Origin of the sequence: Sorangium sp. So ce448 (assembly GCF_051520915.1) — a bacterium.
Lineage (GTDB): Bacteria > Myxococcota_A > Polyangia > Polyangiales > Polyangiaceae > Sorangium > Sorangium cellulosum_B.
On sequence record NZ_CP150343.1, the window covers coordinates 11,619,045 to 11,643,822 of the forward strand.

General features: G+C 72.1%; 20 protein-coding genes. 8 read left to right on the plus strand and 12 right to left on the minus strand.

Translation table 11 applies throughout. From position 1 onward, the window contains the following. The first annotated feature begins 171 nt into the window (after nucleotides 1-171). On the plus strand, nucleotides 172-3,588 hold the full coding sequence (locus WMF45_RS43970; RefSeq protein ID WP_437712604.1) for a DNA translocase FtsK 4TM domain-containing protein: 3,417 nt from the start codon (nucleotides 172-174) through the stop codon (nucleotides 3,586-3,588). An 837-nt stretch (nucleotides 3,589-4,425) separates the two neighbouring features. Here the strand turns inward: WMF45_RS43970 and WMF45_RS43975 are convergent. From WMF45_RS43975 to WMF45_RS43990, 4 genes are all read right to left on the minus strand, one after another. Continuing rightward, entirely contained in the window at nucleotides 4,426-4,785 is a 360-nt protein-coding gene (locus WMF45_RS43975) for a hypothetical protein (RefSeq protein ID WP_437712606.1), read from the minus strand. Between the two features lie 249 nt (nucleotides 4,786-5,034). After that, nucleotides 5,035-5,325, minus strand: coding sequence for a hypothetical protein (locus WMF45_RS43980; protein ID WP_437712608.1), 291 nt, complete (start codon nucleotides 5,323-5,325; stop codon nucleotides 5,035-5,037). A gap of 512 nt (nucleotides 5,326-5,837) precedes the next feature. Continuing rightward, a complete protein-coding gene (locus WMF45_RS43985; protein WP_437712609.1) occupies nucleotides 5,838-6,080 on the minus strand; it encodes a hypothetical protein in 243 nt (80 codons plus the stop codon). A 70-nt stretch (nucleotides 6,081-6,150) separates the two neighbouring features. Continuing rightward, nucleotides 6,151-6,879, minus strand: coding sequence for a hypothetical protein (locus WMF45_RS43990; protein WP_437712611.1), 729 nt, complete (start codon nucleotides 6,877-6,879; stop codon nucleotides 6,151-6,153). Between the two features lie 199 nt (nucleotides 6,880-7,078). Between WMF45_RS43990 and WMF45_RS43995 the strand changes: the two genes are divergently transcribed. Further along, nucleotides 7,079-8,716: a hypothetical protein gene (locus tag WMF45_RS43995; protein WP_437712613.1), complete on the plus strand. Its 1,638-nt coding sequence runs from the start codon at nucleotides 7,079-7,081 to the stop codon at nucleotides 8,714-8,716. Nucleotides 8,717-8,813: 97 nt separating this feature from the next. On the opposite strand, the gene WMF45_RS44000 is transcribed toward WMF45_RS43995, so the two are convergent. The 4 genes from WMF45_RS44000 to WMF45_RS44015 form a co-directional block, all read right to left on the minus strand. After that, entirely contained in the window at nucleotides 8,814-9,533 is a 720-nt protein-coding gene (locus tag WMF45_RS44000) for a hypothetical protein (protein ID WP_437712615.1), read from the minus strand. A 128-nt stretch (nucleotides 9,534-9,661) separates the two neighbouring features. After that, nucleotides 9,662-10,666 carry a hypothetical protein gene (locus tag WMF45_RS44005; protein WP_437712616.1) on the minus strand — a complete coding sequence of 335 codons (1,005 nt, stop codon included), beginning with the start codon at nucleotides 10,664-10,666 and terminating at the stop codon, nucleotides 9,662-9,664. A gap of 10 nt (nucleotides 10,667-10,676) precedes the next feature. Beyond that, entirely contained in the window at nucleotides 10,677-11,780 is a 1,104-nt protein-coding gene (locus tag WMF45_RS44010; RefSeq protein WP_437712618.1) for a M50 family metallopeptidase, read from the minus strand. 196 nt (nucleotides 11,781-11,976) lie between these two features. Beyond that, nucleotides 11,977-12,543: a hypothetical protein gene (locus WMF45_RS44015; protein WP_437712620.1), complete on the minus strand. Its 567-nt coding sequence runs from the start codon at nucleotides 12,541-12,543 to the stop codon at nucleotides 11,977-11,979. 245 nt (nucleotides 12,544-12,788) lie between these two features. Here WMF45_RS44015 and WMF45_RS44020 point away from each other — a divergent pair, with 245 nt between their 5' ends. Together WMF45_RS44020 and WMF45_RS44025 are read left to right on the plus strand one after the other, a co-directional pair. Beyond that, the gene (locus tag WMF45_RS44020) at nucleotides 12,789-14,609 is read left to right on the plus strand and encodes a right-handed parallel beta-helix repeat-containing protein (RefSeq protein WP_437712622.1); all 1,821 of its coding nucleotides are present in this window, start codon (nucleotides 12,789-12,791) and stop codon (nucleotides 14,607-14,609) included. 280 nt (nucleotides 14,610-14,889) lie between these two features. After that, nucleotides 14,890-15,570, plus strand: coding sequence for a hypothetical protein (locus WMF45_RS44025; protein WP_437712624.1), 681 nt, complete (start codon nucleotides 14,890-14,892; stop codon nucleotides 15,568-15,570). Between the two features lie 83 nt (nucleotides 15,571-15,653). On the opposite strand, the gene WMF45_RS44030 is transcribed toward WMF45_RS44025, so the two are convergent. Beyond that, nucleotides 15,654-16,889, minus strand: a complete 1,236-nt coding sequence (locus WMF45_RS44030) for an outer membrane protein assembly factor BamB family protein (protein WP_437712626.1) — start codon at nucleotides 16,887-16,889, stop codon at nucleotides 15,654-15,656. 22 nt (nucleotides 16,890-16,911) lie between these two features. Here WMF45_RS44030 and WMF45_RS44035 point away from each other — a divergent pair, with 22 nt between their 5' ends. The 3 genes from WMF45_RS44035 to WMF45_RS44045 all read left to right on the plus strand — a co-directional run bounded on the left by WMF45_RS44035 (nucleotide 16,912) and on the right by WMF45_RS44045 (nucleotide 19,964). Beyond that, nucleotides 16,912-17,094, plus strand: a complete 183-nt coding sequence (locus tag WMF45_RS44035; protein ID WP_437712628.1) for a hypothetical protein — start codon at nucleotides 16,912-16,914, stop codon at nucleotides 17,092-17,094. Nucleotides 17,095-17,714: 620 nt separating this feature from the next. Next, nucleotides 17,715-18,698 carry an SUMF1/EgtB/PvdO family nonheme iron enzyme gene (locus WMF45_RS44040; RefSeq protein ID WP_437712629.1) on the plus strand — a complete coding sequence of 328 codons (984 nt, stop codon included), beginning with the start codon at nucleotides 17,715-17,717 and terminating at the stop codon, nucleotides 18,696-18,698. Between the two features lie 228 nt (nucleotides 18,699-18,926). Further along, the gene (locus WMF45_RS44045) at nucleotides 18,927-19,964 is read left to right on the plus strand and encodes a M28 family peptidase (protein ID WP_437712631.1); all 1,038 of its coding nucleotides are present in this window, start codon (nucleotides 18,927-18,929) and stop codon (nucleotides 19,962-19,964) included. A gap of 21 nt (nucleotides 19,965-19,985) precedes the next feature. Here WMF45_RS44045 and WMF45_RS44050 read toward each other — a convergent pair whose 3' ends face one another. The 3 genes from WMF45_RS44050 to gloB form a co-directional block, all read right to left on the minus strand. Beyond that, nucleotides 19,986-20,930, minus strand: a complete 945-nt coding sequence (locus WMF45_RS44050) for an NAD(P)-binding domain-containing protein (RefSeq protein WP_437712633.1) — start codon at nucleotides 20,928-20,930, stop codon at nucleotides 19,986-19,988. After that, nucleotides 20,927-22,708, minus strand: a complete 1,782-nt coding sequence (locus WMF45_RS44055) for a 1-acyl-sn-glycerol-3-phosphate acyltransferase (protein ID WP_437712634.1) — start codon at nucleotides 22,706-22,708, stop codon at nucleotides 20,927-20,929. The genes WMF45_RS44050 and WMF45_RS44055 overlap by 4 nt, the downstream gene beginning before the upstream one ends. Nucleotides 22,709-22,774: 66 nt before the next feature. Next, a complete protein-coding gene (gene gloB / locus WMF45_RS44060) occupies nucleotides 22,775-23,530 on the minus strand; it encodes a hydroxyacylglutathione hydrolase (RefSeq protein WP_437712636.1) in 756 nt (251 codons plus the stop codon). Between the two features lie 195 nt (nucleotides 23,531-23,725). Between gloB and WMF45_RS44065 the strand changes: the two genes are divergently transcribed. After that, nucleotides 23,726-24,730, plus strand: coding sequence for a hypothetical protein (locus WMF45_RS44065; RefSeq protein WP_437712638.1), 1,005 nt, complete (start codon nucleotides 23,726-23,728; stop codon nucleotides 24,728-24,730). Nucleotides 24,731-24,778 lie beyond the last annotated feature (48 nt).

Sequence of the window (24,778 nt, forward strand, 5' to 3'; positions counted from 1 at the left end):
TTCGCCCTCCCCGGCGAGCTCAGGCGCGCGCGCATGGCAGCCGCTCACGTCGCCTCGCCCCTTCCTTGTCCGTCCCGCCTCTTCCGGTCTCTTCCACTTCTTGCAGCCCTCCCATACTTCTTGCCCCCGGAGCGAAGTGCGCATATGTGAGCAAAGTAGGTCCAGGTAGGTATGCACGTCCCCTTGTTCGCTCCTCGCCGTGCCCAGCCCGCCGCCGGCCTTGGCGAGCCCCTGCGGTCCGGGGCGCGCGGCGCCGCGCGGACCAGCGCAGCTGGGATCGCAGGTCCTGCTGCGCCGCCGGGCCATGGCTACACCCGGGATGCGGCGGCGCTGGTTCTGCTGGTCTCCGCCCTGTACAGCGCGCTGGCGCTCACGTCCTTTCGCGGGGATCCGCTGCGGCCGGAGGTCTCCGGCGACGACTGGGTGGGGCCCGTGGGCGCTGCGCTCGCGGGGACGTCGATCGAGGCGATCGGCGTCATCGCGTGGTTCGTCCCGCTCGAGCTCGCGCTGCTCGCGATGCCGCTCCTGGGGGCGAAGCGCTCGATCGCCAGCCTGTTCCGGCTGAGCGGCGACATCGTGGTGGTCATCGTGCTCGCGGCGCTCGCGCACGTCGCGTTCCCGCGCGCGGTCGCGTTCGGCGCGATGCCGCTCGGCGGGGCCGTGGGCGAGCTGTTCGGGGAGGTGCTGCGCGCGCTCTTCTCGAACATCGGGTCCTACATCATCGGGCTCACCATCGTCGCGCTCATCCTGATGGGCCGCGCGACGTTCTCGTTCATCGAGCTCGCGCACCGGGCCGAGCAGCTCGCGATCGCCGTCGCGGCGCGCGTCGCCGGCTGGGCGCGCGCGCTCTTCGGGGCGTGGGCCGCGGCGCGCGACCTGGAGCGGCAGACCGAGGCCAAGACGCAGAACGCGCCGCCGATCATCGCGCGCAACTCGAGCCCGGACGCGATCATCGCCGCGCTGGCCGACGACACCGACGAGCGGCCCTCCGATCCCGCCGCCAGGGCGACGCCCGTCGAGCCGGCGCCCGTCGCGGCGCCGGCGCTCGATCTCTGGAAGAGCGCGCCGTTCGAGGCGTCCCCCGAGGAGCCGGCCGCCCCGGCGAAGCCGCGGCGCGGGCGGAAGGCGCAGGCGAAGGAGCCGCGCGAAGCGGCGCAGCAGGGCGCAGCGCCGCGCGGGGCAGAGGCGCACGACGCCGAGCCGCGCGAGGTGGAGATCCACGGCGGTGAGGCGCACGAGCTGGTGCCCCACGGCGCCGAGCCGCACGAGCTGGTGATCCACGGCGGTGAGACGCACGAGGTGGTGACCCGCGGCGCCGAGCCCAGCGAGGAAGCGCAGCGGGACGACGAGCCGCGCGAGGCGGTGTCGCACGGCGTCGAGCCGCGCGGCCGGGCGCAGCGCGCTGCCGAGCCGCGCGAGGAAACGCCGCGCCGAGCAACACGGCGTCGCGCCGCGTCTCCCGCGGCGCCGCGCGGCGCCGCCGCCCAGGAGGACAGCGAAGAGCCGTCGTTCGCAGGCGAGGCGCACCTCGACGACGAGCAGAGCGACCTCGACGAGGAGCAGGGCGACCTCGACGAGGAGCAGGGCGACCTCGACGAGGACGAGCCGGTGGCGCTCGCGGCGCTCGACCCGGGCGACGACGAGATGGTGACCGCTCTCGGAGAACCGGACGAGGTCGACGTGCCGACACCGTCGCCCATCCTGCCCGTGCGCCAGCGGCGCGAGCCGCCGGTGCGCGAGCTGCCCGCGCGCGCGCCCGACGCCGCGGCGGCCCACCGCGAGCTGCCCGCGCGCGCGCCCGACGTCGCGGCGGCTCATCGCGAGCTGCCCGCGCGCACGCCCGACGTCGCGACGGCTCATCGCGAGCTGCCGGTGCGCGCGCCGGACGTCGCGGCGGCTCATCGCGCGCCGCCCGCGCGCACCCCGGACGTCGCGGCGGCCCACCGCGAGCCCCCGCCTGCCATCGGCCCGGAGCGGGCTCGCGGGGTCGCGCTGCGCGACCCGACGATCGTCGATACGAGCCGCGAGCTCGTCAGCGAGAAGCCGGCCGTGGTGAAGGTCGTCCCGGCGGCCGGGGCGGGCTTCCGCCTGCCGCTGACGGACATGCTCGAGGCGGCCGCGGGCGGGCGCCTGCAGCTCGACGCGGATCAGCTGAAGGCGACCGCGCAGCTCCTCGAGAAGACGCTCGCCGACTACGGCGTCAGCGGGAAGGTCGAGGAGATCCACCCGGGGCCGACCGTCACGACGTTCGAGGTCTCTCCCGCCGCCGGCACCAAGGTGTCGAAGGTCGCCGGCCTCGCGGACGACCTCGCGCTCGGCCTCTCGCGCAAGGTCCGCATCGTCGCCCCCATCCCCGGGAAGAACCGGATCGGCTTCGAGATCCCGAACGAGCACCGCATGCCCGTCAACCTGCGCGAGCTCGTCGAGGATCGCCGCTTCGTCGAGATGAAGGCGCCGCTGCCGTGCGTGCTCGGCCGCGACATCATCGGGACGCCCTACTTCGCCGACCTCGCGTCGATGCCGCACGTCATCGTCGCGGGCGCGACCGGCGCGGGCAAGAGCGTCGGCCTCAACGTGATGCTGGTGAGCCTGCTCTTCCGCAAGACGCCGGAGGAGCTCAGGCTCCTGATGATCGATCCCAAGGTCGTCGAGCTCGCGCCCTTCGACCGCATCCCGCACCTGCTCCTGCCGGTCGTGACGGACATGAAGCAGGCGGCGAACGCGCTCAAGTGGGCCGTCGACGAGATGGAGCGCCGGTACCAGCTCTTCGCGAACGCGGGGACGAAGAACATCACGACCTACAACGCCTGGGTCGAGCGCGTGCAGCGCGGCGAGGCGCGCCCGCCGAAGCCCCCGGCCAAGGTGAGCGCCATCGGCGCCGACGGGCTCGAGGTGGAGATCGACGCGGCGAAGGACGGATCGGACGCGGCGCTGCCGGAGAAGATCCCGTTCATCGTGATCGTGGTCGACGAGTTCGCCGACCTCATGATGCAGCAAGGCAAGGACGTGGAGGCGAGCGTGGCCCGGCTCGCGCAGAAGGCGCGCGCCGCCGGCATGCACGTGATCCTCGCGACGCAGCGGCCGAGCGTCGACGTGATCACCGGCATGATCAAGGCGAACTTCCCGACGCGCATCGCCTTCCGCGTCGCGCAGAAGGTCGATAGCCGGACGATCCTCGACGAGCAGGGCGCGGAGCACCTGCTCGGCCGCGGCGACATGCTGATCAAGATGAACGGCTCGAACGATACGCGCCGCGTCCAGTGCCCGTTCTGCTCGGAGGAGGAGGTCCAGAAGATCACCGACTTCCTCCGGCTCCAGGGCGAGCCCGTCTACGACGAGGCGATCCTCCGGCCCCGAGACGAGGAGGGCGAGGAGCCCGACACGTCCGACGCGGAGGCCGATCCGATGTACGACGCCGCGGTTCGCATCGTGGCCGACACCCGGCGCTGCTCGACCTCGTGGCTGCAGCGCAAGCTCGGCGTCGGCTACAACCGCGCGGCCAAGCTGGTCGAGGCGATGGAGAAGCGCGGGCTCGTCGGGCCCGCGAACGGCGCCAAGGATCGCGAGGTGCTGATCGCGCCGATTTGACCCCATGTGATTTATATTGACGCCACTGCACAGAGGGTATTGGCACGCCGCCGACCCAGGCGAGCGGGACAGACGGGATGTCGAGGAGCACACAGCGTCGAGGTGCCCGCCGACGGGGCTGCGCGCCGGCATGGCGGTTCTTTTGACTTTCCCGTTCGAATGCTTCATGGAGCACCCAGCATGGCGCCCGAGGAAACGCGCACGCGTCTGATCGCCCAGATCGCGAGCCTCCTGAACGACGGGACGATGCCCGCAGACGCCCGCGCAGCGGGGCTGACGCTCATCGCCTGGCTCGCGAGACGCATGCCCGGAGAGGCCGCATCGCGGGATGGTGTCGAGGAGATGTGCCGTCGCGCGGCGGTCCTGGGCTGCCGGCCGCGGCGCATCGGTGGACGGCGCTCCACCTGACCCGGCGTCATTGCACAGGCCGCGGACGCCCCCGCGCGTGCCCCGTGCTCAACCAGGATCCGCCAGGCCCCCTGGCCAGGCGCACGCAGCGTTCGCTCCTTATACGTCGGGCCACGTCGAATTCACCTCGGAGCGTCGCCCCGGCTCCGCGTTCGCGTCGCGAATGTGTGCCAGCACCGGGTTCTGACGGGCATCGGACGGGCAACGATGGCGAGGCGAGCGCTAAAAGCGACATCCGTACCGTAATTTGTACGTGCCGTAGCGAGCGCGGCTAAGCTCCTGGGTGGCGCGGCTTTCCGCGCCGCGGGGCTCGCGCGACGCCCGATCCGGGACGTCGGCTCGCTCGGTACCATGGGGTAAACGGCCGCAGTGGGGCCTGTGATAGGTGGTGTTGCTCATGGCGAACCGCGTGGTCGCCCTCCCCGAACCTCACCCGAATGACGATGAAGATGTCGTGTGGGGGATCTCCACGGCAAGCGCGCTGTGGGCGCGCGGCGAGCGGCGCGACGCTATCGTGTGGCTGCGACGCGCGGCCGACGCCGCCGGGGCGGCCGGGCAGCCGTTCCGCGCCTCGGAGCTCGGGCTGTGCGTGACGGCGCTCGAGGAGGTCATGGCCTCGGAGGTCGGGCAGCCGAGCGATCCCGATCTCCTGGAGACCATCGACAGCGAAGGCGACGCGCCGCCCCCGTCCTCTGACGAGGCGCCGCCGTCGGACGAGCAGACCTGGCGCCGGCGCATGTCGCTCGCCCAGGAGCTGCGCGCCTCGATGCCCTCGATCGAGATCGACATGTTCGAACCGCTCTCGCAGCCGGAGCTGGCGGCCGAAGCAGAGCGACTGACGGGAGCGTCCCGGCCGTCGCCGCCGCTCAGCCCGGGAGCAGAGGGCGGGCAGGGCGCCGGAGCACGACCGATCGCGCCGTTCTCCCCCGCGCCGCCCGGCCATGCGCAAGGCAGCACGTCGCCCCCCACGCCGCCGATGGCGCAGCGGCCGACGCAGCAGCCTCCCGACGGTGCCTTCCCGCAGGCTGCGCCGCCCGTTCAGCCGCAGCCGCCGCCCTTCGCGCCGGCGGCTCCGCCTGGCGTGTCGCGCTCGCAGCCGCCGCCCTTCGCGCCGGCGGCTCCGCCCGTGTCGCGCTCGCAGCCGCCGCCCTTCGCGCCGGCGGCTCCGCCCGTGTCGCGCTCGCAGCCGCCGCCCTTCGCGCCGGCGGCTCCGCCTGGCGTGTCGCGCTCGCAACCGCCCCCCGCCGCGTACCCGCAGCGGCTCGACCCACCGCACGCGCAACCGCTGGCGCCGTCGGCCGCGCCCTCCGCACCACCGGCTGCGCCCAACGTCCAGGCCGGCGCGATGTACCGGAGTCAGCCACCGCCGGCGGCTCCGCTGCCTGCCCCCATGGCGAACGCCATTCCGCCGCTGCCTCCCGCGCCGGGGGTTCCGTCGTTCCGGCAGCAGCTCACCACGGACCCGCTTCTGGTGACAGCGCAGGCGAAGACACCGAGCGCGCAACCGCCCGCCCCGATACCACCGCTGACCGTACCGCGGGGAGCAACGCGGCGGCCGTCATCGATCCCCCCTCGCCCTGCCTCCGTGCCCACGCCGCAGGAGCTGCAGTCGGCCCTACCTCCATCGCCGGACCGCGGCCGGTCCGACCCCGCGATGAGCCCCCCGCAGCCCCCGCGCCCCGCCGGGACACGCTCCATGAGCGAGCCACCGCCCGCGGCACCGCGGCCTCCGTCGGCGCTTCCGGCGGTACCTCTACCTGCTCCACCGCTGCCGAGCCTCATCGCGGAGACGCAGCCGCCGGCGACAAGAGGCGCCGCGCCCGCGTCGCGCCCGCCGTCGTTCAGACCTCCGCCAGCGCCTCATCCGGCGTCCCTCGGACTTCCGCCAGCGCCGCCCCCGCCGTCGTTTGGGCCTCCACCCGCGTCGCACCCGCCGTCGTTCGGACCTCCGCCAGCGCCGCCTCCGCCGTCGTTCGGACCTCCGCCAGCGCCGCCTCCGCCGTCGTTCGGACCTCCGCCAGCGCCGCCTCCGCCGTCGTTCGGACCTCCGCCAGCGCCGCCTCTACCCACGTTCGGGTCTCCACCCGCGTCGCACCCGCCGCCTTTTGCGCCCCCACGCCCGCAGCCGGCGCCGGTACCGCATCCGCCGTCTTTTCAACCTCCGCGCCCGCAACCTCCGCCTCCGCCCGCCGGGCCGACCCCCTCTGCACCGTCAGCTGGCGTGCTTGCACACCCGCAGGTGCTGCCCCCGCCGGTGTCGCCGCCATCTTTCGCGCCGCCGCAGCCGCCGATCAGCACGCCGTCACACCCGCAGGCTCTGCCTCCCCCGACGCCGCCGCCGCCCACGCTGGCCTCCGCGCTTCCGCCGCCCGGCGCGCTTCCGCCGCCCGGCGCGCTTCCGCCGCCCGGCGCGCTTCCGCCGCCCGGCGCGCTTCCGCCGCCGGCTGCACCTCCGGCACCAGCCACGCGTCCACCGGCGCTCTCGGCCACCGCCACGCCGCCTCCGCCCCTCGCGCCTCCGCCGCCCCTCGCGCCGCCGCTGGCCTCGTCGATGCCGGTCGCACCGCCTGCTGCGCTTCCCGATGCGCCCTCGGGGGCCGCCGCGCCACCGCAATCACCTCCCGTGCCGCCGCTCACCGCGCCGCCGCCATCGCCTGCTGCGCCGGCGCTGTCCGTCTCGGCGTCCGCCACGCCATCACCCTCCGGCCCGCCGCCCGCCGCGCCGTCGCCGGCGTCCGTCCCGCCGCCCGCGCAGCCCGCCGCGCCATCGTTGCCGGTATCCGCCGCACCGCTGGCCGCAGCGGCTTCGCTCCAGACATCGGCGTCGCACCAGGCCCCGAGCCCTCCAGCCCCCGCCGACGAGCACGCGCCGAGCGACGACATCGGCGAGATCGTCGTCGAGGCTGAGGCCCCCACGCCCACGCCGGCCCGCACAGGCACGGCCGCGCCCGCACAGGGAGCGATCAGCTCCAAACGCAGGCCGCGCGAGCCGATCCTCGACCCCTGGTCCGAGGACGCGGAGCCGGCCGCGCCGCCACGGCCTCCCCAGGAGATCATCACGTCGAACGGCGACACGTACCTCGTGGCCCGCAGACATCCCTCGACGCCACAGCCGGGCGACGAAGAGGAAGACGAGGTCATCACCTCGGCCGCGCCGCTCGATCTGACGCTCAAGCGGAAGCCGATCTCCGCGCGACCTCCCGCGCCCCCGACGCCTGCGGCGGCGCGCACCCGCCCGGCGACGCCCACCGGAAACGAACCCCCAGGACACCTCGGGGCCTCGGCCGACAGCATCCCCGCGAAGGGCGCCGCCAGCTCCGCGAGCGACAGCGCAAACATCGAGCCCCCTGCGAGCGCAGACGCGTCGCCTGCGGAGTCGACGATCGAGGGGACGGTCGTCATCGAGCTCTCCGACAGCGACCTCGAAGCGCCGATGTCAAGCCGGCTCGCCACCCCTCCGCCTTCGCCACAGGCAGCGGAGCAGGACGACGACCTGCAGACGAAGGCCACCGCGTCCCGCGGCGAGCCCGCGCCCCTCGGCGCCGAGGTCCAGGCGCCGCGCCCACGCGCGCTCGATGAAGCCTCGGGCGTGCCTGCGCCGGAGCCCGTGGAAGAGCTGCTCGACGACGCGGATCTCGCGCTCGTCGAGGAGCCCCCGGCCCAGGCGCCCGCCGCCGCGCCGCGGCCTGCGTCCGCCGCCGACGCCCGCGCGCCGGCCTCGGTCGAGGCCCTCCCCGATCTCGCCGCGGCGCCGCGCGTCGGTGTGCCCGAGGTCGAGCGGCGGCCAGCCGCAGGCGAGAGCGCCGACCTCGCCGCGATGGCGCTCGACGCGCCGACCAGCGCGCCACCGGAGACGGAGGCGCTCGCGGCCCTCGACCTCGCACCGGAGATCGCCCCGGATCTGCCGCGGCCCGGCGCGGCCAGCGCCGCGCCAGCCGCCGACGCCGCGGCCCTCACCGGCCGCGACCTGGAGCAGATCGAGGCGTTCGCGGACCTGCCCGAGGAGATGCACGACGAGCTCGCGCTCGCAGCGCGCGTGGAAGACCTCTCTGCCGACGAGGAGCTCGCCGTCGACGGGGCGGCGCTTGTCCTGCGCGGGGACGCCGCCGTGTGCGCGAACATCGTCGATATCCCCGCCGAGCGCGCCGCGACGAGGGCGCTCGTGCCGTCCCGAGGGACGCTCGAGGAAGGCATCCCCCTGCGCGTCGTCGCCGGCGCGGGCGGCGCGCGGGTGGCGATCTGGGACCAGGCGACCATCGATCACGCGCTCCGCAGCTGCCCGTGGGTGCTCGACGAGCTGCGCACCGTCGCAGACCGGATCCAGTCGCTCGCGGGCGCCACGATGGGGCCGCTGGGCGAGCTCGAAGATACGCTGCTTCGCCGCGTCCTCGGCCGGCTCCGGCTGCGCGGCCTGGCGCCCGGCGAGCACTTCATCCACGCGGGCAACCCCATCCCCGGGCTCGCGATCATCGGCGCCGGCGCGCTGGAGCTGGTCGCGGAGCGCTCGCAGGAGATCGCAGGCACCGCGAGGCCCGGCGAGCTCCTGTTCGCCTCGGAGCTGCTCGGAGGCCAGCCGGCGCCGTCGATCGCCCGCGCAGCCGGGGGCGGCGCGCTGCTGCTCATCGCCGACCACCCCACGCTGCGCGAGCTGTTCGAGAGCACGCCCGAGCTGCTCTCCATCCTGGCGCAGTCGGTCTCGATGAACGCCCAGCGCGGCTGAGGCGGCGCGCGGGGCCAAAGCCGCGCGGGGCTCGGCTGGCTCCGCGCGTCAGCGAGCCCTGGCGGGATGCCCGGCGCGCAGAGCTGGAGCTGGCCGCCTAGAGCTGGCCGCTCTTCGGTCGCAGCGGCCGCGCGGCCCCCTGCTCCAGCTCGGCGGGATCGATGGGCTCCGCTTCCTCGTTGACCTGCCAGACGAGCTCGCTGTTGCCCTGCGCCCCGGCGAAGCGGAGCCCGAACCACCTCGCGCTCGGCGAGATCGTCGGCTTCCCGTCCGCGGTCGCGCGCGGGAAGCGGATGCGGAACGCCTGGCGCCACACCGTGTTGTACGGAAAGTACGTCCGCTCGAGCGCGTTCGGCTTGGCGATCGCGACGATCTCCTCGGGCGCCGTCTCGTTCCCGGTGTCGTCGATCAGCCGCACGATCCACGCGCTGTTCGGCGTCGAGAGGTCGTTGTACTTGCGCTCGCCCCCGAAGATCGCGACGAAGAACTGATGGCGCTGGCGCGTCTCCTCGAGCGTCTTCTCGAGCAGCTTCTGCCGCTGCTCGATCGTGAGCCGGTAGTCCTGCGCGTAGCGGACCACGTAGGCCCAGCGGAAGTCCCACGACTCGAAGGTCGCGGTGGCGGTGAGGAAGTTGTCGAGCTCGGAGAGCGCGAACAGGTGCTCCGTGCGCGTCCAGCTGCGCAGCACGTTCTCGTAGTCCGTCGCGACGTACTCGCGGGGCCCCTCGTTCAGGCTCACGAGCTGGGTCGAGCAGCCGGCCGGGCCGAGTAGCGCCGCGAGAACCAGACCGCGCCGGAGCCATCCTGCGTTGACCACGCGGCCAGGGTACCGAGCGCCCGCGCTGGATGCACGCACACTCGGAGCCGATCCCGCGCCTTCGGCGCCTTCGGCGCCTTCGGCGCGCATTCGGCCAGGAGCGCGCCCGGCGAGCGCGCCCGCCGCGCTCACGGGGGCGACCGTGGAGCGCCCGTCGGGAAGGTGAACCCGACGCTGAACCGCGCGGCGTAATACGAGGCGACGTCGCCGCGCAGCGGGGTCGTGACCGGCAAGAGCACGCTCAGCGCCGGCTGCACGTTCGACAGGATGAAGCGGACGCTCGGCGAGACCGCGAACGTCGCGCGCCGGTCGTCCGGCAGGTCCTGGGTCAGCTGGTAGACCTCCCACAGCTCCAGCCCCACCCCGACCGGCCTCGCGAGCCGGTAGCCGAAGTAGAACGCCGTGTGCGCCGTGATGTCGGTGCGGCGCTCCCCGGATCGCGGGCCGCGCACGACCAGCGACCAGTCGAGGCCCTGCCTGAGCTGGAAGATGAACGGCCCGGTGATGTGCCGCATGTCGAACCAGGGGCGGAACGTGAGCGTGAGCTCCCGGAAGCGCGTCTCGTCCCACGGCCGCACCACGCGCGCCGTCCGGAGCACCTCGGCCTGGTCGCGCGAGACGTCGCGCGGGACCGGGAGCACGAGGCCGAAGCCTCCGCCGGAGGCGAGCCCGCGCACGCTCGACCACACGCCGCGCCCGTACAGCTCGGGGCTCCCGAGCAGGATCGACCGCTCGACCCCCGGGACGCTCGCCGCGGCGCTGTCATGCACCGCGCCGACGAACCACTTGCGCGGGACGAGCGGCACCTCCATCTCGCCGTGCGAGTACCAGGCGAAGGCGAGCTTGCCGCCCGCCCGGCTCGCCGCGTCGGGCTCGATCACGGCCGCCGTGTACTCGAAGGTGAAGGTCGGATCGCGCAGCGTGAGCCCGGGGAGCGTCGGGGGCGCGGGGACGTCGAAGACGGCCTCGTCTTCCTCGTCGGACCACGCGCCCGGCGCCGCGGCCAGCGCGGACGCCGGCCGCGCGCACGGCCAGAGCAAGAGCAGCGGCAGGCAGCGCAGCAGGAGCCGCATCACCGCGCGGGCGAGGCGCCCGTCGGGCGCCGGAACCCGCGCGGGCGGCCTCGTCGCCACGCAGGGAGGGCTACTTCGACCCGAGGCCGAAGTCGTTCGCGGTGACGTAGAGCATCAGCCCGAGCAGCATGAACACGCCGACCAGGTGGATGTGCGCCTCGACGCGCGCGTTCGGCCGGCGCCGCGTGGCGGCCTCGTAAAACAGGAACATCAGGCGGCCGCCGTCCAGGGCGGGGAACGGGATCAGGTTGAACGCGCCGAGGTAGGCCGAGAGCACCCCGAGGAACTCGAGCGCGTGCGGCAAGCCGCGCTTGGCCGCGTGCGCGGTCTCCCCGATCATCCGCGCCGGGCCCCCGAGCTCGCCCTCGATCTTGCCCGTGAGGACCTGGCCGAGCCCGACGACCAGGTCCTGCACGACCTTCGGCGGCATCTTCAGCGCGAGCAGCGCGGCCTCACTCGCGGTCACCGGCACCCGCTGGACCGGCCCGACGGGGATCACGCCGATCTTGCCCGAGCCGCTCTCGTTCGCGGGCGTGACCTTGGCCGAGACGCGCTCACCCGCGCGCTCCACCACGAGGTCGAGCGGACGGCCGGGGCTCTTGGAGATGATCTCCGCCATCTTCTCCCAGTCGTGGACCGGGGTCCCGTCGATCTCGACGATGCGATCGCCGTCCTTCAGGCTGGCCGCCGCCGGCATCCCGGCGACCACGCCGATGTCGGTCAGGCGGTGGGGCTTGCCGCCCACCATCAGGCTCGCGAAGAAGAGGACCGACGCGAACAGGTAATTGGCGAGCGGACCGGCGAAGATCGCGGCGATCCGGCCCATCAGGCTCGCGTTCGCGTAGCTGCCCTTGTCCTCGGGATCGACCTCCTCGAGGGGGTTCATCCCCGCGATCTGCACGTACGCCAGGAAGGGGATCATGGCGACCTGGAACACGGTGGGGCCGTGCTTCACCGGGTCGTGGCGGAAGAGCCGCACGCGGACCTTGTCCGCGGCGGTCGTGAACCAGTAGTACCCGTCCTTCGGGACAACCTTGAAGAAGGTGGGGCCGAAGCCGATCGAGAACTTCAAGACGCGCATGCCGTAAGCGCGCGCGGCGAGATAGTGCCCTCCCTCGTGGACCACCATCAGCAGGGCGAGACCGAGGATGCCTACGAAATACCAGCCGACCATCTCCGGCTAGTCTAACCAGGGCGGGCCCTGTCCGCACGTGCCCGATGTCCGCGCCGTACGCCCGCCCCGGCGAGATGCCGCCCGCGGCGGAGTCCGTGCGCTCCCGCCGGCCCCGGCTGCGCCGGGAGAGCGCGACAGCAGTGCAGCGCCCGGGGCGGCTCAGCCCGCCAGAGGGCCAGAGCCGGCGGGGAGCGGCTCAGCCGACGAAGAACGAGACGCCGACGCTGAAGAAGGGATACCCGATCCGCATCGTGAGCGACATGTTGTCGTTGAAGTGGTAGCGGCCGCCGACCATGGTGACGAAGTCGAGCCACACGTCGTTGTAGAACCCGTCGGTACGGACGACAGCGCCGAGATCGGCGAACGCGCTCCACTGATCGGTGAAGAAGAAGTTCCACTGCATGGTGACCGGACTCCAGATGGTGAAGTCGCGGCGGCAGTACCTGCAGTTGGTGAGATCCAGCCCGAACGAGATGGCGACAGTGTTGTTGAGCTTCGGGATGAACGCCGGGTCGGCGAGCTCGATGCTCGCCCTGAAGCCGACGCCGAACTCGGGGTCGCCGAAGTCGTTGTAGCGCCCGGGCCCGTACCGCCGCAGGCCGTAGTCGCGGTGCATGAAGACGAAGTCCCCGTGCGGCTCGAGCTCGGCGAAGTAGCGGGGGTGATCGTTCGGATTCTTGATGTTCGCCTGCGCTTCGGGCGCGAGCGTGAGGAGGGTGGCGCCGGCAAGAGCGACGCTCACGAGCGAGGGCAGCGCTTTCATGAGCTCTTCGTACCAAAGGAAGGGCAGCGACGGAAGCAAACGGGCACGTGTCGGCTGCATGACGGCCGCCGCTGGAAGGCGATGTCGCACCTCGCGCTGCGCGCGGCGCGGGCCGAGCGCGCGGGCCCTGGCCGAGGCGCGCTCGTCTGGCTGAAGCGCGCGCTTTGGGGTAAGCCGGTGTAGCCAGAGCCGGGCGCCGCACGCGCGGCGCTCGTCGGAGGGGCTGCCTTCCCCGGAGCGTCGAGATGAGAGGATCGACAAGCGTCATCCAGCTGGCCCGTGGCTGCGCGCGCATCGGCGGCGGGCTCGTCGCGGTCGCCACGCTCGCGTGCAGCGGCACGATCCAGGTCGCGGGGCCACCGCCCGAGGAAGCGGCGCCCCCGCCGACGCAGGCGCAGAAGCGGCCCCCGCCGGCGAAGACCGCCGAGGCGCCGGCGCCGCAAGCGCCCGCGGCAGCCGAGCCTTTCGTGACCACGCGGGACTCCGACGAGTGGGTGCGCCAGACGCTGAAGCTGCAGGCGCGCTACGAGCGCGTCCTCGTCGTCGGCGCGCCGGCCCCCGCCACGATCCGCGCGGCCGCGCTCGATCTGAACGCGCGCGGCGCTGCGGCCGAGCCACGGGAGCTCCCTGTCACACGCGCGTTCGCGACGCTCCAGGAGGCGGCGGACGCGGCGCGCGGCGGCGATCTCATCGCCGTGTTGCCCGGGACGTACGCGGGGTTCTCGGTTGGCGACAAGCCGAGCGCCGGGCAGGAGCGGTACATCCATTTCAAGGCGATGGGGAGCCCGGGCGAGGTCGTGATCCACCGGGCGTGCGCCGCGGACCCGAGCTGGATGATCTACCTGAAGGCGGCGCACCACGTGGTGATCGAGGGTTTCCGCCTCGCTGGCAGCAGCGCGCCTGGCAGGCAGAGCGCGGCTGATCCGAAGGCGGGGATCATGATCGACGGCGCCTTCGGCGAGACCAGCAGTCTCGCGCACCACATCGCCATCATCGGCAACTTCGCCCATCACCATCGGACGTGGGGGGTTCACTCCACCGACAGCCACACCGTCCTCCTGCAGGACAACCTGTTCGCCTTCTCGGCGGGCGAGCACGGCGCCTACGTATCCGACGGATCGGACAACTACGTGGTCCGTCGCAACGTGTTCTTCGGCAACAACGCGAGCGGGTTCCAGGCGAACCTCGATCCGGAGGCATCGCTCGACGCGGTGCTGGAGCACCCGTCGTTCCGGGATCATCCGCGCAGGGAGCCGACCCGCGCCTGGGCCGCGGAGCTGATGAAGCGCGCGACGGAGCGGTTCGGCGAGCACGGGTTTCCGGACGGCCGCGGCGTGAACTTCATCATCGAGCAGAACGTCATCAACGGCAACGGGCGCAGCGGCGGGGGGGCGATCAACCTCGCAGGGGTGTCGGACTCGGTCGTCCAGAACAACCTCATCTATGGCAACCTCGCCAGCGGGATCGCGCAGTGGGACAACGCGAACCCGTTCGACCGGGTCTATGTGGAGCCCGGCCCGCGCGCTCCGGAGCAGGTGACAGGGCCTGACGCGCTGCCGCTCTGGGGCTGCCGCAACAACCTGATCCGCAACAACACCGTGGTGCTGAGCGCGAGGGGGCGGCCGGCGCTCCAGTGCGGCAATGGGAGCTGGGGTTGCCGCCTGCGGAACAACATCCTCGTGAGCGACGCCTCGCCGTCGATCGAGGTGCTGAGCACGAGCATCTACCGGTTCGACGCCGGCCACAACGTGGTGACCCAGGTGAGCTACGGCGGCATGCCGGAGGGGCTGAAGCGGCTGGCGGCGGCGCTGCCGGAGACGCGGGCGATCACGGGCATCACGCGCGCGCGGCTCGCCGCGGAGGTGGTGCGCGCGAGCGAGGAGCCGTGGGTGATCCTCGAGGGGGGCTGGTGGAAGCTGAACCCGAGCCGCCCGGATTTCAGGCCGAAGCGATCGTCGAAGATGCTGGTCGGGCAGGGCGACCCGCGCGAGATGCCCCCGCGGGATCTGCTCGGGGTGGAGCGCAGCGGCGCGGAGCTCGGGGCCCTGTCGCCGGGGCCGGGCTGAGGGGGCGGCGGCGAGGGATCGTCGAGCACGGCGTGGCGTGCCGGGGGCGCGCCGGGCGCGGCCACGGCGCGGAGGGCGACGACGGGGCCGGCTTCGGGTGGACGACGCCGGAGCCGGGAGCTGGTCACGCGGATGCGCGCGCCCGGGCATGGGTTCCTCGGCGAAAAACCTTGCCGGGGGAATGAAGCAGGCGAACGATCCCGCGCCGTTGGGGCAATAACGTGGAACACCCGCGGCGTGCCCAGGGAGAACGGCGATGCGCAGCAGGACTTCTTCTTTGGTGTTCGTATTCTGTCTCGCGGCGGGCGCCGCGTTCACAGCGTGCTCGGGCGAGACGACGGAGAACCCTGGCGGCGGGGGGAGCGGAGCGAGCGGCAGCGCGGGAACGACGAGCAGCGCGACAGGGGCGAGCACGACAGGGGCGAGCACCAGCTCGACGACGGCCGCGACGTCGAGCGGAGCCGGCGGGGGCGCCACCGTGTGCGATCAGGCCTGCGACAAGGCTGACGAATGCGGCTTTCCCGTGTGCGACGCCCTTCCGTTCGACTGCGCAGATCCAGCATCGGAGTGCAGCGCGCAGTGCGTCGTCGGCGCGACGTGCGAGCAGCTCGAGTCGCTCCAGTCGCCCCAAGAGGACGCCGTGGATCCGGAGCTCTCCGGCTGCCTGCAGGAGTGCCAGGGTAGCGAAGGCGGCAGTTCCGTAGAGTGCCTGAGTTGCTCGACGCGAAACGGCTGCCTGGATGCCTGCCAAGACGACTCTGCATGTCAGCTCTGGCTCCTGTGTGCGCTGGGGTGCATGAGAGACGATCCGCAGCCCGAGTGCTTCCGGAGCTGCGATGCGGACGCCTCGGCCCTCCCGAACGGCGAGGAGGTGGAGGCTCTCTATCGCGCTGCCTACGAGTGCACTTGCACGAGCTGCGCGGACATGTGCGAAGCCGTCGCCGACCCGTGCAACCGGTGAGTTGAGAGACGTGAGCAGCGTATAGCTCTATCACCACTGACAGCCCGCTACCGCCAAGCACAACCGGAGCGCCCTCAGGCGCTTCACGGGCTGAAGCTTGCGATGAAGATATCCCCGTCGCCCAGCGGGGTCATCACTCCGGCACCGAAATCCACCCTCCCCTGCGCCTTGCCGGCGACCAGAAGATCTCCAGAGTCACTGAGCGCGATCGAGCTCACGCTCGCCCCATCCTCATCCATCAAGCCAAAGGTCCTGGTCCAGAGAGGATCCCCCTGGGGCCCCAACTTGACGAACATCAGATCGAAGTCCGACTTCGCGCGAAGCAGCTCGCCATCCAAATCAACACTTCCGGCCAAGCCGCCAACAATCAACACACCACTCGCAGACTCGGCCGAAAGCGCGCCAACACTCATGGGCCTCTCAAATATTCGGCCCCACTCATAGTCATTCGACGTCGTATACTTCAGCACGGCGTTCGCATGCTCATTCGCCATGACCTCTCCACCGCCAAAATCAACCGCCCCCCGGAACCCTACCGCGACCACCGGGCCACCCAGCCTATCTACAGCGATCGACCAGGGCACCTCGTTTTCTGGGCCTCCCATGGTCCTCGCCCAGCTGATGAGGCCACGGCTCGTCAGCTTCACCAGAAACACATCCGAACCACCTGCGGACGCGTATGAAAGGTCGCCCAAAACCAACTCGCCATAAAACGTCCCCATAAGGATGATGTTGCCAGCGGCATCGACCACCACGTCTGCGACAGCCTGTTGGTCCTCGCCACCCCAAACCCGAACCCAGCCGTTCTCATCATCGACAGTACCATCAGAAGACCTCAGCTTGGCAACAAATACATCCACCAACTCGGTCTCATTAAAAACAACGTGAGCATCATCGAACCGCATCGCCCCGCAATAACTGCCGGCGAGCAACACGTCCCCATCCGGCAGAAACACCATCCCCCGCACGACACTCGGCACGATACCACATAGCTTTCCGCCCAGCGACTTCCGCCATAGCGACCGGCCATCCGTGTCGTATTTATGCAACATCAGACTCGTCGACTCAGAACCGATATCGATCTCCAGGCTCGCAGCAATGATTTCGCCCTGGGGACTAACCGCTATCGAGAACAACGTCTCACTGTTTACATCCCCCAACTGCCGACTCCAAACGTACTCTCCCAAAGGGGACATTTTTACTAGAAATGCGTCAGTGCCCGCGGAAGCGATGAGCACGTCATTCCCAAACGAAATCGCTCCCTCGAAGTTGCCCGCAACATAGACGTTGCCCGCTGAGTCCACCGCGATCTGGCTCACCGTCTCTTGCTCTGTGCCGCCGATGAGCCTCGCCCACCTGACACAATCCTTCCCGTCGCAGTCCTCGTCGTCCGTGCTCGCGCACGTCTCCACCGCCGGCGTCACCTCTCCCTCGCACCCCTCGTATCCGGAGCCGTCCCGCTTGCACGCCTGCGTCCCGGCCTCGCAGATCCCGGCGCCCTTCGTCCCGGGGGGCCCGGAGTAGCACTCGATCACGTGCGCGGGCTCGCACGCGGAGCCTCCGCCTGTCCCCGTCGCCGTCGTGCCGTCGGCAGGCGCAGCGTCCTGGAAGTCGTCGAGGCCAAGCACCAGCCCACAGCCGGATACGACCATGATGCCGATACCAGCGAGCCATCGGAGCGATGTGCGCATTCTCATACGCGCCATCGTAGTGCGAGAACCGCGGAACGTCAGCGTCAATGCTCCTCGCGGACCATTGCGTCGAGACGAGACCACCGCTCCGCCGATCGAGCGCGACAGCCTCCTTGACTTCGACGCTTCGCTCCTGCCTTCCGCGTGACCTCAGTTACCATGACGCGAGCCCACGGGAGCGACGCGGCCGCGCTGGCGGCAAGAGGGAAGGGCGCACCGCGATCTCACGCCGCCGCGCGGGACGCGTGTACACTCCGCCTCGTGCCTTCTGCGCCGCCCAGCGATCGCCTCCGGGCTCGCCTGTCGAAGAGAGCCGCGTCGCCCCGACACCGCCCGTCACGTCCCGCAGGCTCCGCCTTGCTCGCCGCACTGGTAGGGCTCACCGCGTGCTCCGTTCCGAACGACGGCGGGGCCAGCCCCGCGAAGAAAGCGGACGCCGCCGGCGCCCCCGCCATGCCGGATGCCGTTAAGGGGACGGCTCCCGCCGCGGCTTCCGCGCTCACGGCGCCAGCATCCGCCGGCAGCGCGTACGCCGGCGCAACCATCTCGGGCAGCGCAGCCCCCGAGCCCGCGCAGATCACCATCAGCCCGAGCGCCCTCCCCACAGAGGCGCCCCCGCTCGGCTCGACCGGCGTCCCGCAACCCGCCGCTCCCGCCCCGCCGCCCGGCCCCTGCCCCGCCGACATGGCCCTCGTCGCCGGCTTCTGCATCGATCACTACGAGGCGCACCTTGTCGTCGACGCCGGCGGAGAACTCGCCGTCCACCCGCACTTCAAGCGCCCCGAGCCGGGCGTCCGGTACCTCGCCCGCAGCGCGGCCAGCGTCTTTCCGCAGGCGTACATCAGCCGCGTCGAGGCCAAGGCCGCCTGCGTCGCCGCCGGCAAGCGCCTCTGCACGCGGCGGGAATGGCAGCGCGCCTGCCGCGGCAACGGCGCCCACCGCTACCCCTACGGCCCGCGCGGCGAGCGCGGGCGGTGCAACACCGGCAAACCCCACCTCCTGAGGGAGGTCTTCGGCGAGCACCCGCCGGGCGGGTGGAGCTACGAACGACACTTCAACAGCCCCGACCTCGACCAGAAACCAGGCTTCCTGGCGAGGAGCGGCGAACACGCCGGCTGCGCCAGCGAGCTCGGCGTCCACGACATGGTCGGGAACCTGCACGAGTGGGTCGGCGACATGGTCGATGGCGAGCTCGTCATGCGGATGAGCACCGAAGGCGTCGAGCGCCGGGATCAGCCGTGGCACGAGGGCAACGGCGTGTTCATGGGCGGCTTCTTCAGCACGACAAGCGAGCTCGGCCCCGGCTGCTACTTCACGACCATCGCCCACGAGCCGACCTATCACGACTACTCCACGGGATTCCGCTGCTGCGACAGCGCCGACCTGCCGGCCGCTCCGGGGGCGATCAACGCGAGCCAGCGAGACGGCGGCAGCTGACAGCGCGGCCGGCCGCGACGCGCGGCTCGGCGCCGAGCTCGCCGGCGCCCGCAGGCCCCGGCGAGCTCGCCCGCGGCGCGATCCCTGCGACGCTGCGCCCAAGGACGGCTGCGGCGTGCTCATCGCGGGCGGCCGTCTCTCATCGCGGGCAGCCCGCTCGGAGGGTCGCCCGTCGATTCCTGCCCGCGCCAGGAACAGAGCACCTCCTCCAGATGTCCTGCCCTCTCGATGACCACGAGCGCAGCCACGACCCTGGAGGACGCTCGCGCGATCACAAGGCTTCGCCCCCGCCACGGCCGGTGGGCGGCGGCGGCCGCGGCGCTGCTCCTCTCCGGCCTCGCGGCCATCGGAGCCTGCGTCAGCCAGCCGCTCGTGGCGGCGCTCCCGCCGCCCGCTCCGGCGCTCTCCGCGGACCCCGCTCGCATGGAGCGCGACGTCCGGATGCTCGTGGAGGAGTTCCGCCCGCGGGGCCACCGGCAGATCGCGCAGCTGGACCGAGCCGCGGCGTACCTGCGCGACGAGCTCAGCGCCGCCGGAGGACGCGTGACCGAGCAGCTCTACGATGTCGAGGGACGGACGTACCGCAATGTGCTCGCGCGGTTCGGCCCGGACTCGTCGACGCGCGTCGTGGTCGGCGCCCACTACGACGCGGCGGACGACTTGCCCGGCGCCGACGACAACGCGAGCGGCGTGGCCGGGCTGCTCGAGCTGGGGCGGATGCTCGGCCGCGCGCCCCTCCGCGGCGACGTCGAGCTCGTGGCGTTCACGCTGGAGGAGCCGCCCTATTTTCGGTCTGCGCACATGGGCAGCGCCCATCACGCGAATTCAATGCAAGCAGCAGGCGTGAAGGTCCGGGCGATGATCAGCCTGGAGATGATCGGGTATTTCACCGACGAAGAAGGCAGTCAGGCGTTCCCGCTGGCGCCGCTCTCCATGCTCTATCCCACGAAGGGGAACTTCGTGGCCGTGATCGGCAACCTGGAGGGGCTCTCGCTCGTTCGCACCGTCAAGGGGGCGATGCGCGGCGCGACCGATCTGCCCGCCTATTCCCTGAGCGCTCCGGCGCTCGTTCAGGGCGTGGACTGGTCCGACCACCGGAGCTACTGGGAAGCCGGTTATCCAGCGGTCATGATCACGGACACAGCATTTCTGCGCAACCGGCGTTACCACACCGACAAGGACACGCCGGATACGCTCGACTACACGCGCGCTGCAAAGGTCGTCACCGGCGTGGCCCAGGCCGTCCTCGCGCTCGCGAACGAGTGAGCGCGCTGCCGCCGCCCTGCTTCACGCCGCGAACATCCGATCGAGCACCGCCCTCGGCGCGCCGCCCTTCAGGGTCGCCTCGAGCGCCTCGAACACCCCCGCATCCACCTTCCGCGCCTTCGCGAACGCTACGACGCGCGGGATCAGCGGGATCGCCTCCACCCGCAGCCTGGCCTCCGCGACCGCCTCGTCGAGCGTCCGCCCGCGCGCGAGCGCCTTGCCGAGCACCACCTCGGGGCGGCCCTCGAGCCGGATCGAGGCGAGCAGGTCGCCGTAACCGCCGAGCCCCAGCATCGTCCGCTCCTCCGCGCCCGCCGCGGCGGCGACGCGGGCCGCGCTGTCGACCGCCCTCGAGATCAGCGCGGCGAGCAACCCCGGCCCGGCGCCCGCCTGCTCGGCGAAGCCGACGCCGACGGCGAGGCAGCCGACCAGCGCCGACGCCCACTCCAGGCCCTGGAGATCCGGCGTCGTGTAGACGTGGAGCGCCTCGGACTGGAACGCCGCGGTCACCGCGGCGTGGACCTCCGGGAAGCGCGAGCCGCACACCATCGCCGAGGGGCGGCCCTCCCGGAGCTCGTCCTCCTGCACGGGGCCGCCCAGCGCGCCCACCCGGCGCGCCGGGGTCTCCTCGCGCACCAGGTCCGAGACGGTCTTCAGCGCCTCCCCCTCGAGGCCGCGCACGCCGTGGATCACGAGGTGCGAGCCGTCCATGTGATCGCCGAGCGAGCGCAGCGCCGTCCGGGCCGCGTTCGACGGCACCGCGATCACGAGCAGCCGCGCCCGGGCGACCTCCGCGTGGTCCCGCACGATCCGCGGGCCGCCTTTGATCTGCGGCTGCTCGCGGCGGGAGTACAGGAGGACCTCCGCGCCGGTGCGGCTGGCCGCGAGCGCCAGCGCCACGCCCCAGAAACCGCCGCCGATGACCCCCACCGAAGGCGCCGGAAGCGCGCTCCCCGGGGCGCTCACTGGCCACCCCCGGCGCCGTTCATCGAGCCCACATGCGCGTCCGCCTCGCCCGCGCGGGACGACGACGACGAAGCGGACGAGGCCGAGCCCCGAGGCTCCTCCAAGGGCGGCGGCGACGAGACGGGCTCGAGCGGCGGGAGCGGCGGCTGGACCTGCAGGCCGGAAGGGACGCCGGGGGGCGCGATGACGTCCCACGCCACCCCGTGGGCCGCGAGGCGGTTCTGGTAGTAAAAGAGCAGGTTGGTGTCGCAGATCGCGATGCCGTCGGGCCGCGAGTCGAGCACCGGCGACGAGTGGTAGCCCGCGAAGGAGCGCAGCGCGCGCTCGACGATGTCCCCGCCCGAGCCGAGCCGGACGTCCTCCCCCAGCACGATGCACCCCCGCTGCTCCAGCGCGCGCAGCCGATCGCAGAGCGCCACCACGTCGGCCGCGAGGTCATCGCGCGGCACCGTGAGCACGTCGCGCTGCCGGAGCACCGTGAAGAGATCCGCGGCGGGCGCCTGGCTGCGGAGCCGGGCGAAGCTCGCCGCCGCGACGACGTGCGTCGCCATCACGACCGTGTCGCGCGCGTACGCCCGGCAGATCTCCTCGCCGAGCTCGCGCGCGTACTGGGCGTCGCGCGCCGCGTCGATGACCGCCTTGCCGCCCTGATCCTTCACGTAGCTCGCCGGATCGACCTCGCGACCGCGGGCGTCGAACGAGCGGCCGAGCTCGTCGACCCGGTTGCCGAACGGATCGAGCGGCTCGGAGAAGCGGATGACCACCGCGGCGTTCATCGCGAGGAGCTTGCGCAGGAACGAGGCGATCCGGCCGATGCGGCTCGACTCGTCGTCCTCGATGATGAAGCGGCCCTTGCCGGCCTCGGAGAGGAAATCGGCGATCAGCGTCTCGGCCTCGAGCGTGATGAGGTAGTTGATCGTGGCCGGGACGAAGAAGACGCGGCGCTCGCGGCCGCTCTGCAGCGTCCGCGTGTAGGCCTCGAACGCGCTGCCGACCAGGCCCAGCTTGAGCTTCCGCTCCACGCCGCCCGAGCGGGACCGCGTGCCGCCCGGGAAGAACAGCGAGTGGTAGCCGCGCTCCAGGAGCACGCCCGAGTACGTCTTCAGCACGTCCTTGTAGAGGTTGTGCCGGATGCGCCGGTCGACGCGGTAGGCGCCGAGGTTGTGCATGAAGAACGAGAGGACCGGGTTCGTGAACAGGTTCTTGCCGGCGCCGTACGTGGCGGGCGGCAGGCCGGCGCGCTCGAGGGCGTAGCCGAACACGATCGAGTCCATGTTCGACATATGGGTCGGGACGTAGACGGCCGTGCCGCGCTGCACGAGCGAGCGGAGCTTCGCGAGCGGGCCCTCCACGAGCACCCGGTCGGCCAGGAGCTCGAGGCTGACGAGCTTGAGCGGGTCGCGGACCACGGTCATGAGCTTGCGCGGCGCGAGCAGGGCGCTGACGACCGGCGGCAGGAGCCGCGACGACAGCTGGTAGACGCGCCGGTCGAAGTTCCCCGCGATGTCCCACGCGTACTCCTCCGAGAGCTCCCGCAGGCGGCGGCGGCGCTCGGCGTCGTGCATGCGGCCGAGCGAGCGGGCGAGCCGCTGCCACTCGGCGAGCTCGCGGACGTCCTGCGGCTTCCGGGACCCCTCGAGCCGCTTCGCCTCCTGATACGCCGCCTCGTTCATGGCGAGCAGCGGATCCCTCGTGGAGCCGACGACCCGGTCGACCACGGTGCGCACGATCTCGTCGCGCGCGTCGTTGAACCCGAAGATGGGAGCGCGGGAGTCCATGGGCCTAGTCGTATAGAAATCGGACGGCGGGCGCGAGCGGAATACGGCCGCGCGCGACGCCGAAAGTCAGCGGTAATCGTCCTTCGCGCGACGCACGGCGGCGAACACGTCGGACGGCGTGGCCCCCGGGAAGCGCGCCTGCAAACGCGGCTCGCCGCAGCGCAGGAACGGGTTCGTCGCGAGCTCGTCGGCCATCGTGCTCCCGACCGTGGGCTCGCCGCGCTCCCGCGCCGCGCGGGCGGCCGCGAGCTTCTTGCGGACAGCCTCGTTCTCGGGCTCGACCGCCTCGGCGAAACGCAGGTTGTTCACGGTGTACTCGTGACCGCAGAAGACGCGCGTGTGCGCCGGGAGCGCGGCGAGCTTGGAGAGCGAGGCGTGCATCACCTCCGGCGTCCCCTCGAACATGCGGCCACATCCGGCGATGAAGAGCGTGTCTCCGGTGAACACAACGTCCTCGACGCAATACGAGACGGCACCGAGCGTGTGGCCGGGGACATGCAACGGCTGGAGCGTGAGGCCGGCGACCTGGACCGGCGTGCCCTCCTCGACCCGCTCCGTCTGCGCGGGAACGCGCCCGACGTCGCTCGAGTGCGCATAGACCGGGAGATCGCCGTAACGCTCGCGGAGCGCCTCGTTGCCGCCGACGTGATCGTGGTGGTGGTGCGTGTTGACGATGGCGACCAGACTGAGCTTCTCGCGCTCGAGCGCCGCGATGATCGGCTGGGCCTCCGATGGATCGATGACGATCGCCTCGCGCCGCCCGTCCGCGGCCACGAGGTACGCGTAGTTGTCGCTGAGGCAGGGCACGGGGAGGATGCGCATGAGGCGTCGACTATAGCGGCGCCCCCGGCGAGAGCCGGGGAAAAGGTGCGCGCGGCGCGCGTGGATCGCGCATGAGCTCGAGAAAGTTTGAGAATTTTGCGACCGAACCGGCAAGTGATCCCGAGCCGGACGGCGGGCGGCCTGGCGGAGAGCCGCGCGGTGACGCGGGCGCCATGGTGTGGCAGAGGGGCCGGCATGACGTCCGCCGAGCCCTCCGTCCGCTACCGCATCGGCGTCGATGAGAACGGGCTGGGCCCGCGGCTCGGTCCGATGGTGGTGACGGCGGTCCTCACGCGCGTCACGGAGGCGGGCTGGCAGGTCGCCGGCCGCGCCCCTCGCGGCGCCCTCGCCCAGCGGCTCGGCGACTCGAAGCAGCTCGTGGCGCACGGGGATGTCTCGCTCGGCGAGGCCTGGGCTCGCGCGCTGGTCGCGCGCGGCTGCGGCCGAGCGGGGACGGCCAGCGGCGCGTCGTCGGTGGACGAGCTGCTCCACGCCGTCGCGCTCGACGATCGCCCCGCGCTCCGCGCGCTCTGCCCGGGCCACGTCGAGGAGCAGTGCTGGTCGGCGGAGGGCGAGGCGTTCACCGCGCCCGACGAGATGGTCTGCGCGATCGGCAAGGACCTCGACAAGCTCTCGGAGAAGGGGGTCGAGATCGTCGCCGTGCGCTCGGTGCTGCTCTGCGCGAAGCGGATGAACGACGGGGCGCGCGCCGGGAAGAACAGGTTCGTCCTCGATCTCCACGCGATGGAGCGCCTCGTCCTGGAGCTCCGCGGCCTCGCCGGCGCGGAGGTCTTCGCGGTGTGCGGAAAGGTCGGTGGTTTCGGCAAGTACGGCTCCGTGTTCGGCCCGCTCGCAGGGAGGATGCACGCCGTGCTCGAGGAGGGCCGCGCCCGCAGCGCCTACCGCTTCCCTGGCCTCGGCGAGATCGCGTTCGTCCGCGATAGCGACGCCTCGGATCTCTGCGTCGCGATGGCGTCGATGGTGGGCAAGTACGTCCGCGAGGCGCTCATGGAGCGGGTCGCGCGCCACTACCAGCGCGCGGTCCCGGGCCTGCACGGGGCGAGCGGCTACTACGATCCGGTCACGTCGGCGTTCATCGGGGCGACCCGCCTCGTCCGCCGCGCGCGCGAGATCCCCGCCGAGTGCTTCGAGCGGGGCGCCGGCGAGAGCGACGCCTCGCTCGAGAGCGGCGGCCCGTAGCGCCGAGGCCGGCGCCGCGCGGGCCGCGCTCGCCGGGCGAAACCAGCG